This window comes from Streptomyces flavofungini, from assembly GCF_041028215.1.
GTDB classification, from domain to species: Bacteria; Actinomycetota; Actinomycetes; order Streptomycetales; family Streptomycetaceae; genus Streptomyces; species Streptomyces flavofungini_B.
Genome location: NZ_JASKYR010000983.1, coordinates 1 through 2,533, shown reverse-complemented (window position 1 = coordinate 2,533; position 2,533 = coordinate 1). Strand labels below are relative to the sequence as shown.

General features: G+C 69.4%; 3 protein-coding genes. 1 reads left to right on the top strand and 2 read right to left on the bottom strand.

The window, feature by feature from the left end:
* Positions 1–58: 58 nt before the first annotated feature.
* Together AB8Z36_RS37420 and AB8Z36_RS37415 are read right to left on the bottom strand one after the other, a co-directional pair.
* Complete coding sequence (locus AB8Z36_RS37420; RefSeq protein WP_369217837.1) at positions 59–1,423, bottom strand: FAD-dependent oxidoreductase; 1,365 nt, start codon at positions 1,421–1,423, stop codon at positions 59–61.
* A 228-nt stretch (positions 1,424–1,651) separates the two neighbouring features.
* Positions 1,652–2,077 carry a YjbQ family protein gene (locus AB8Z36_RS37415; RefSeq protein WP_369217836.1) on the bottom strand — a complete coding sequence of 142 codons (426 nt, stop codon included), beginning with the start codon at positions 2,075–2,077 and terminating at the stop codon, positions 1,652–1,654.
* A gap of 102 nt (positions 2,078–2,179) precedes the next feature.
* Between AB8Z36_RS37415 and AB8Z36_RS37410 the strand changes: the two genes are divergently transcribed.
* A complete protein-coding gene (locus tag AB8Z36_RS37410; protein WP_358229513.1) occupies positions 2,180–2,263 on the top strand; it encodes a putative leader peptide in 84 nt (27 codons plus the stop codon).
* Positions 2,264–2,533 lie beyond the last annotated feature (270 nt).

Sequence of the window (2,533 nt, the reverse complement as noted above, 5' to 3'; positions counted from 1 at the left end):
GCGGAGCCGACGGCCCTCAAGGTGTCGGCCCGACCGGCCTGAAAGTGGCGGCCCGCGCCTACGCGCCGCTCGCGCCCAGCATGTCCTCGCGCTCGACGAGCTTCACGCGCTCGCGGCCCTGCGGCTCGCCCAGCGCCTTCTCCGCGGCGTCCAGGCGGTACCAGCCGTCCCACGTGGTGAAGCGGACGTTCCGCTCGGCGAGGAAGGCGTCCACGGCTTCCGGGGCGGGCGCCTGCGGCGTGTGCAGGCGGCCGTTCTCGTGGTCGTCGATGAGGCTGGCGACCGTCTCGTTGGCGTCGCCCTTGGTGTGTCCGATGAGGCCGACGGGCCCGCGCCGGATCCAGCCGGTGACATAGGTCGAGGCCAGGTGTTCACCGGACTCCTCGATGACGCGGCCCATCCGGTCCGGGACGGTGCCGGTCGCCACGTCCCAGGGCAGCTTCGGCAGCTCGTCGGAGAGGTAGCCGACCGCGCGGTAGACCGCGCCGAGGTCCCAGTCCTTGAACTCGCCGGTGCCCTTGACGTTGCCGGTGCCGTCCAGGGCCGTGCGCTCGGTGCGCAGGCCGACGACCTTGCCGTCCTCGCCGAGGATCTCCACGGGCGACTCGAAGAAGTGCAGGAAGAGCTTGTGCGGACGGTCGCCGACGTCGCGGATCGCCCAGTTCTCCAGGGTCTTGGCGACCATGTCGGCCTGCTTGTTGCCGCGCCGCGTGGTGATCGAGCCCTCGTCGTAGTCGATGTCCTCGGGGTCGACGATGACCTCGATGTTCGGGGAGTGGTCGAGCTCCCGCAGCTCCATCGGGCTGAACTTGGCCTGCGCGGGGCCTCGGCGGCCGAAGACGTGCACCTCCAGCGCCTTGTTGGCCTTCAGGCCCTCGTGCACGTTCGGCGGGATCTCGGTCGGCAGCAGCTCCTCGGCGGTCTTGGCGAGGATGCGGGCCACGTCGAGGGCGACATTGCCGACGCCGAGGACCGCGACCTTCTCGGCGTCGAGCGGCCAGGTGCGCGGCACGTCGGGGTGCCCGTCGTACCAGGAGACGAAGTCGGCGGCGCCGTAGGAGCCGTCGAGGTCGATGCCGGGGATGTCCAGGGCGCGGTCGGCCGTGGCGCCGGTGGAGAAGATCACCCCGTCGTAGAAGTCACGCAGGTCGTCGAGGCTGATGTCGTTCGGGTAGTCGACGTTGCCGAAGAGACGTATCTGGGGCTTGTCGAGCACCTGGTGCAGGGCCGTGATGATGCCCTTGATGCGCGGGTGGTCGGGAGCGACGCCGTAGCGGATGAGACCGAACGGTGCGGGCATCCGTTCGAAGAGGTCGATCGACACACCCGGTTCGACGGCCACTGCGGACTTGAGCAGCGCGTCGGCGGCGTAGATCCCGGCGGGGCCGGCTCCGACAATGGCTACCCGCAGAGGGCGAGGCATGTTCAGGTTCCCTTCGAACGGTGGCGGGGGCACGCACCAGGTACGCAAGGGGAAGCCTAAACTAAGGCAAGCCTAAGTCAGTAGCCGGGTCTGCTTTATGACCCCATAAGGCGGGCTTATGGGGTCTCCCATGGTTGGCTTATGACTCTCGACCCGCCGAGGGGCCTCGACAACCGAGGCCCGCGGCCGCCACCGAAGGCCCCTCGGCCGCCATCCGCCCGAAGACCCTCAGCCCCCGAGGAAGCTCAGCCTGACCTTTCGGTCGGGGTTGTCCACGTTTGTGTCCACGAGGCACACCGACTGCCACGTCCCGAGTTCCAGACTGCCGCCGATCACCGGCAGCGTCGCGTGCGGCGGGACGATCGCGGGCAGCACGTGGTCACGGCCGTGCCCGGGGCTGCCATGGCGGTGCTGCCACCGGTCGTCGGCCGGGAGCAGGGTGTGCAGCGCCGCGAGGAGGTCGTCGTCGCTCCCCGCGCCGGTCTCCAGGATGGCGATGCCCGCCGTGGCGTGCGGCACGAAGAGGTTCAGGAGGCCGTCGCGGCCCGCCGCGGCCTCGCGCAGGAAGGCCTCGCAGTCGCGGGTCAGGTCATGGACCGTCTCGGTGGAACCGGTGGTGACCCGGAGGACTTGAGTGGTGAACGCATCGGACATAACCCCATTCTCTCCCATCCGGCCTTCCACCCAGCGATACGAGCCGTCCATTCCCCGAGACACCATTGACCGTGCCTGCGGCAACTGGCTACGTTCTGCGACATGTCGCGATCAGCCTTGCTCACTACGCGCGGTCACATCGACCTGCTGCGGGTGGCCTCCTCCGCGTGTCGACGCGGCTGCTGACGCCTTTTCACGACTTCTGCGCCGCTCGCGGTGTTCGTCGGGTCCGGCTCCCGGTAGACCGGCTGAGCCTTTGCCGCGACCGTAAGCCGCAACTCGTGACGCACCCCTGTCCGGCCCGGCCATCGCCATCCCGCCTCGGGTTCGGGTAGCGCCACGCGTGGACATCCACGTCTGCGTCTACGTCTCGGGCTGCATCTACGTCTCGGTCTACGTCCGCGTCGAGGTACAGGCGTAGGGCGTGGCCGGAGCCCGGCCCGCACGGCGTACGCC

What these genes read in the sequence shown, in the direction of transcription:
- AB8Z36_RS37410 (WP_358229513.1), top strand. Translation starts at nt 2,180, where the DNA reads ATGTCGCGATCAGCCTTGCTCACTACGCGCGGTCACATCGACCTGCTG.
- AB8Z36_RS37420 (WP_369217837.1), bottom strand. Translation starts at nt 1,423, where the DNA reads ATGCCTCGCCCTCTGCGGGTAGCCATTGTCGGAGCCGGCCCCGCCGGG.
- AB8Z36_RS37415 (WP_369217836.1), bottom strand. Translation starts at nt 2,077, where the DNA reads ATGTCCGATGCGTTCACCACTCAAGTCCTCCGGGTCACCACCGGTTCC.